The organism is Romboutsia sp., from assembly GCF_035470145.1.
Taxonomy (GTDB): domain Bacteria; phylum Bacillota; class Clostridia; order Peptostreptococcales; family Peptostreptococcaceae; genus Romboutsia_D.
This window is the reverse complement of record NZ_DATIRC010000167.1, coordinates 1-6,426: the sequence shown is the minus strand read 5'-3', so window position 1 is coordinate 6,426 and position 6,426 is coordinate 1. Positions and strand designations below refer to the sequence as shown.

The 6,426-nt window shown below is 30.1% G+C and carries 7 protein-coding genes; all 7 read right to left on the bottom strand.

What is annotated here, in order from left to right; all coding sequences use genetic code 11:
- Window positions 1–59: 59 nt before the first annotated feature.
- Window positions 60–743, bottom strand: coding sequence for a hydrolase (locus VLM92_RS06695; protein WP_325275574.1), 684 nt, complete (start codon window positions 741–743; stop codon window positions 60–62).
- A gap of 311 nt (window positions 744–1,054) precedes the next feature.
- Entirely contained in the window at window positions 1,055–1,888 is an 834-nt protein-coding gene (gene dapF, locus VLM92_RS06690) for a diaminopimelate epimerase (protein WP_325275573.1), read from the bottom strand.
- A gap of 17 nt (window positions 1,889–1,905) precedes the next feature.
- Window positions 1,906–3,093: an aspartate aminotransferase family protein gene (locus VLM92_RS06685; RefSeq protein WP_325275572.1), complete on the bottom strand. Its 1,188-nt coding sequence runs from the start codon at window positions 3,091–3,093 to the stop codon at window positions 1,906–1,908.
- Between the two features lie 64 nt (window positions 3,094–3,157).
- Complete coding sequence (gene dapD / locus VLM92_RS06680; RefSeq protein ID WP_325275571.1) at window positions 3,158–3,889, bottom strand: 2,3,4,5-tetrahydropyridine-2,6-dicarboxylate N-acetyltransferase; 732 nt, start codon at window positions 3,887–3,889, stop codon at window positions 3,158–3,160.
- A 15-nt stretch (window positions 3,890–3,904) separates the two neighbouring features.
- Window positions 3,905–4,666 (bottom strand): 4-hydroxy-tetrahydrodipicolinate reductase, encoded by a 762-nt coding sequence (gene dapB / locus VLM92_RS06675; RefSeq protein ID WP_325275570.1) that lies wholly within the window; start codon window positions 4,664–4,666, stop codon window positions 3,905–3,907.
- 1 nt (window position 4,667) lies between these two features.
- Complete coding sequence (gene dapA, locus VLM92_RS06670) at window positions 4,668–5,558, bottom strand: 4-hydroxy-tetrahydrodipicolinate synthase (protein ID WP_325275569.1); 891 nt, start codon at window positions 5,556–5,558, stop codon at window positions 4,668–4,670.
- Between the two features lie 43 nt (window positions 5,559–5,601).
- Window positions 5,602–6,426 (bottom strand): aspartate-semialdehyde dehydrogenase (locus tag VLM92_RS06665; protein WP_325275568.1); only part of this gene is annotated, 825 nt, incomplete at its 5' end.

Genomic DNA, 6,426 nt, shown 5'->3' with positions numbered 1-6,426 from the left:
TTATCTCAATTTAAACTTGCTAATAGTTTTTTTATTCAACATAGTATGATAGGTCTATTTTAATCATTTGATTCATTCTCATACATAAGTCTATACCTCTGCATTGTATCACTAAATATATCAGCTATAGGTGGTGGCGTATATGTTATCGCATTAGCCCCAGCCTCTATTGTTTCAATAATAGTCTCCTCAGTCGACCCTCCTGTTGCTATAATAGGAAAGTCCGGGAACTTTTCTCTTATTTTTTTCACTATGTAGGCAGTTTTTCTTGCACCTGAAACATTAAGGATTGTTGTCCCAGCATTAATTCTAGCCTCTATATCCTCATACTCTGAAACAACAGTAACTATAATAGGTATATCGATAGTATCTCTCATGTTTCTTATAACTTCATTTGATGTAGGACTATTGACAACAACTCCCATCGCCCCCTTAAACTCAGCATCTAAAGCTAAGTTTGCCACTCTCTTTCCCATTGTAGTACCTCCACCAACACCACAAAAAACCGGCACATCTGCCGCCGATACTAAAGTTTGAGTTATAAGTGGCTGAGGTGTAAAAGGATATACAGCCATTATCGCATCTGCGTTATTATTTTTAATAACAGCTACATCAGTTGTGAAAATAAAAGACTTTAATACCTTTCCAAATATTTTTATACCACTCGCTTGTCTTATTACATCTGGAATCTCAATTATATAACTTCTAAGCATTCCTTTAATCTCAGGCACATACCTACCCATTTCTTATCCTCCTCATATTGAATGTAATTAATTCAATATTCTTAATACTTTAAGCTAAATTATACAATAATATATAATTTAATTACAATACTTAGTATTTCTGAAGTTCAAATGTCTACTAATATACTAATTTGCTTTAAAGCGTATCTTAAATCAAAAGCATCCTTTACTATTATTATTTTGCACAAAATCCAATTAATTATTTCAATCATATTCTATGTTTTAATATAGTGTTGAAATTCAGTATATAGTAACTAATCCCCTAAAATGGCAATTGCCCGAATAGGCGCTACATCGGAGTTGATTTATCACTATATAGAATTATACTCTCCTTTGCATATAAGCTCTGTAGGACCTATCATAAATATCTCTCCTTCTTTTTCTTCTATAAGGAGCTTACCACCTTTTACTTTTACATTTATTTTTTTACCGCAATTATAAATAATTGAACTTATTATAGCGGATGCAGCCGCTCCTGTTCCACAAGCAAGAGTAATACCTACTCCTTTTTCCCAAGTTAAAACCTCAATATTTTCTTTATCAATAACCTTACAGAAATTCACATTTGTTTTTATAGGAAAGATTTCATTATTTTCTATTACTTTCCCAATTCTCTCAAAATCCATTCCATTAAAATCTTCCACAAATAATACAGTATGAATAGTTCCTATGACTAATGAACTAATTTTAAGTTTCTCATTATCTACGGTAATTTCCTTATTAATATAGTACTCCCCTTCTATATCTTTTGGTATCTCCTTGCTTGAAAATAATGGTTTACCTAAATTAACCTTTACGAAGTTTACTTTATTATCTTCTACGATAACTTCTACCTTCATAATTCCAGCTAAAGTTTCAACATTAAACTTAGTATTATTTACAATATTATTTTCATATACAAATTTTGAAAAACATCTTATCCCATTACCGCACATAGTAGCTATACTTCCATCTGCATTGTAAAAACACATTTTTACATCTGCTACATCTGATTTTTCAACTACTATCATTCCATCTGCACCAATTCCAAAGTGTCTGTGACAAACTCTTTTTGCTAATTCACTATAATTTATAGTATTTAAATCACTAACTTTAAATACTATAAAATCATTTCCTGTACCTTGAAATTTTTGAAATTGAATCATTATTTTTCCTCCACTGACTAGCCGTTACAACATGCTATTATTTCTTTAAATATTGTTAAAAATTCATTTATTTCATCATAAGTTATATATAGTGATGGTAATAACCTGATTATAGTATTACTTGTAGAATTTAATAATACTTTTTTCTCTTGTGCTATTTGCTTTATAGTGTTTGCATATTCTCCAACATCAACACCTATCATAAGCCCTCTACCTCTTACTTCTTTTATTACATTAGGATATTTTTCTTTTAAATTATTTAATTCTCTTATTAAATAATCACCTTTTTGTTTTACTTCTTCACATAAATTAGTGTTAACTAACTTATCCATTATATATTCTCCACATGCACAAGATACTGGATTTCCACCAAATGTACTTCCGTGGTCTCCTGGCTTTAAAATCCCTTCTACTCCTTCACTAACTAGCATAGCTCCTAAAGGTATTCCTCCACCTACAGATTTAGATATAGTTACTACATCAGGTATAAAATTGTATTTTTCATAAGCAAATAAATCGCCAGTTCTTCCCATACCTGTTTGAACTTCATCTATAACTACTAAGAAGTTATATTCTTTAGATAGCTTTACTACCTCATCTATAAATTCTTGTGATATTTCTACTATTCCACCTTCACCTTGAATGATTTCTAAAAATAAACCACAAGTATTTTCGTTCACTTTTTCCTTTAGCGATTCTATATTGTTATACTCAAAATAGCTAACTCCTGGTATAAGAGGCATGAATTCTTTTTGATATTTTTCTTGACCTGTAAGTGATAATCCACCATTAGTTCTACCATGGAAGGAATTATATGCAGATAATAACTCATATTTATTCTCACTAAATTGCTTTCCATATTTTCTACATAATTTTATAGCAGCTTCATTTGATTCTGTTCCTGAATTTGTAAAAAACACCTTAGATGCAAAAGTATTTTCCACAAATAATTTTGCTAAATTAACAACAGGTTCGCTCACAAAGTAATTAGACAAATGCATATATTTTGCTGCTTGATTTATCATAGCTTCGACAATTCCCTTATCGTGACCTAAATTATTTACTGATATACCACTATACATATCAAGATATTTGTTTCCATCAATATCATAAAGATACGAACCTTCTCCTTTATTTATTATTAAATCACTTCTATTATAAGTATTTAATATATATCTTTTATCTTTCTCGTGTAAATTTTTCATACTATCCTCCTAAAATGAAAAGGTATATTAATTCTCCTAAGAGCCTTAATATACCTTTGATATACTATCTTAAGTCTTCTAATATTTTTACTTTGTCTGCAGTTTTTGCATCTTTTTCTTTTATAACTCTAGCAGGTGTACCTGCTACAACGGTATCCGCTTCTACATCATCGATTACAACAGCTCCAGCAGCAACAACTGCACCTTTACCTATTCTTACACCTTCAAGTATAACAGCATTTGCACCTATCATAACATTATCTTCTATTATTACAGGTGTTTTACTTGGTGGTTCTAATACTCCTGCTACTACAGCTCCTGCTCCTACGTGAACATTCTTACCTATAGTTCCTCTAGCTCCTACAACAGCATTCATATCTATCATAGTATTTTCGCCTATTTCTGCACCTATATTTATAACTGCACCCATCATTATAACTGCATTTTCACCTATACTCACTCTATCCCTTATTATTGCACCAGGTTCTATTCTTGCCTTTATATTTTTCATATCTAACATCGGTATAGCTGAATTTCTTCTATCATTTTCTATTTCAAAGTACTCTATTTTATCTTTATTTGAATTTAAAACATTCTCTATATTACTATGTTGTCCAAATACAATTTTGAATCCATCTTCTCCAAAAACTTTACAATCAGGAAAATCTACATTATCTAATTCTCCCTTTATGTATACCTTTACAGGTGTGCTTTTTTTAGCTTCTTTTATGAACCTTGCTATTGCATATGGGTCCGTAAGGTTGTTATCATTTAAATTATTTTCATTAGTATTCATATTATTAGTCCCTTCTTAGTTGTTATTTATTAAATTATCCATACAATATAATTTAGCTTCTTTATTTGCAATGTATTTTGCAGCTTTTACTGCTCCTTCTGCAAATATACTTTTAGAAAGTGCTGTATGTTTAATTTCTATTATTTCATCCATACCTGCAAAGATTACAGTATGTTCTCCTGGTATAGTTCCTCCACGAACTGCGTGAATTCCTATTTCTTTATCATTTCTTTTTGAGTCGTTTCCTTCTCTTCCATAGTTATATTCCATAGAATTATTTAACTCTTCATTCATAGCATTAGCTATCATATATGCTGTTCCACTAGGTGCATCTACCTTTTTATTATGATGTTTTTCTATAATTTCTATATCAAAAGTATCACTTAATACCTTAGCTGCTTTTTTAACTAAATCTATAAGTACATTTATTCCTAATGATGTATTTGAAGATTTAAATATAGGTATATATTTAGAAGATTCCTGTATTTTTTCTTCTTGCTCTTTATTAAGTCCTGTAGTAGCTATAACTGCACCTATTTTTTTCTCTACACAAAACTTTAACAACTCTTCTAAGTTAGAGGGATTAGAGAAATCTATTATAACATCACAATTTATATCTATTTTTGATGCACTTTCATATACAGGATAATCATTATGATATAAACTAGTATTTCTATCTATACCTAAAACTATATGTGCATCATCCATATTACCTATAACTTGTGTTAAAATCCTTCCCATAGCTCCATTGCATCCACTTATTCCTATTCTTAACATACTATTTCTCCTCTGTATTTATTCCATATCTGTTCATCTCACTTTTTAATATTTCTAAGTTTTCATTAGTCATATTAGTAAGTGGTAATCTTAATTCTCCTGCCTCCATACCCATTAAATTCATAGCTGTTTTTACAGGTATAGGGTTTACTTCTATAAATAAAGTATTTATAAGTCCATTCATTCTTAATTGTAGATTTCTTGATTCTATTATATTGCCATTTAGGTACTCAATAACCATATCATGAGTGTCTTTTGGTAATATATTAGCTACAACTGATATAACACCTTTACCTCCTAATGATAATATCGGCACTACCATATCGTCATTTCCACTGTATATAGAGAAGTTTTCACCACATAATCTAGCTATTTCAGCAACTTGACTTATATCTCCACTAGCTTCTTTTATTCCAACTACATTTTTTATCTGAGAAAGTTTTTTTACTGTACTAGGTGATAAATTCACTCCTGTTCTTCCTGGAACACTATAAAGTATTATTGGTAAATCAACACTATTTGATATAGCTTCATAATGTTTTATTAATCCTAATTCAGTAGCTTTATTGTAATAAGGCGTTACTACTAATAACCCATCAACACCAACTTCTTGACAATACTTACTTAATTCTACTGAATAAGCTGTATTATTACTTCCACTCCCTGCTATAACAGGTATTCTTTTTTTAACTGCATCCACAGTGAACTTTATAACTTCTTTTCTCTCTTTATCACTCATAGTTGCTGATTCACCAGTTGTTCCACATATTATTATGGAATCTGTTTCATTTTCTATATGCCATTCTATTATTTCTCTTAATTTTTCAAAATCTACTCCATCATTTTTAAAAGGCGTAACTAGTGCCACACCAGAACCTACAAATATACTCATATATATAATCCTCCAATTTATAAATTATTTAATAATAACTCTACTAATTTAATAATAACTCTGCTATTTGAACTGTATTAGTAGCAGCTCCCTTTCTGACATTGTCAGCTACTACCCACATATTAATTCCATTATCTACACTATAATCTCTTCTTATTCTTCCAACGTATACTTCATCTTTTCCTTCTACATCTATTGGCATTGGATATATATTATTTTTAACATCATCCACCACTACTATACCCTCTACATTTTCAAGCAGCTCATATACTTTAGCTAATTCAAATTCCTTTTCAAATTCTACATTCATAGATACACTATGACCATATTTAACAGGAACTCTAACTGTAGTAGCCGTAACTTTTACATTCTGATCATTTAATATTTTTTTAGTTTCTTCTATCATTTTTATTTCTTCCTTAGTGTATAGATTTTCCATAAATTCATCTATATGAGGAATACAGTTGTATGCTATTTGATGAGGATACTTTTGATTTTCTCCTCCATTTATTCCATTTTCTAAATCCATTATTCCACCAATCCCAGAACCTGAAACAGCTTGGTAAGTTGAGTATATTATTCTCTTTATTTTAAAAGCTTCATGAAGTACTTTAAGAGGTACTACAGATTGAATTGTAGAACAGTTTGGATTCGCTATTATACCATTGTTCCACTTTATATCTTCAGGATTTACTTCTGGAACTACTAGTGGTATATCTTTGTCCATTCTCCATACACTAGAATTATCAACTACTATTACACCATTGTCTCTTGCTATAGGAGCAAACTTTTTACTAACACTTCCACCTGCTGAAAATAAAGCTATGTCTATATCTCTCTTAAATGAATCTTCTGTTAATTCTTCTAC

What these genes read in the sequence shown, in the direction of transcription:
- VLM92_RS06695 (WP_325275574.1), bottom strand. Translation starts at nt 743, where the DNA reads ATGGGTAGGTATGTGCCTGAGATTAAAGGAATGCTTAGAAGTTATATA.
- dapF (WP_325275573.1), bottom strand. Translation starts at nt 1,888, where the DNA reads ATGATTCAATTTCAAAAATTTCAAGGTACAGGAAATGATTTTATAGTA.
- VLM92_RS06685 (WP_325275572.1), bottom strand. Translation starts at nt 3,093, where the DNA reads ATGAAAAATTTACACGAGAAAGATAAAAGATATATATTAAATACTTAT.
- dapD (WP_325275571.1), bottom strand. Translation starts at nt 3,889, where the DNA reads ATGAATACTAATGAAAATAATTTAAATGATAACAACCTTACGGACCCA.
- dapB (WP_325275570.1), bottom strand. Translation starts at nt 4,666, where the DNA reads ATGTTAAGAATAGGAATAAGTGGATGCAATGGAGCTATGGGAAGGATT.
- dapA (WP_325275569.1), bottom strand. Translation starts at nt 5,558, where the DNA reads ATGAGTATATTTGTAGGTTCTGGTGTGGCACTAGTTACGCCTTTTAAA.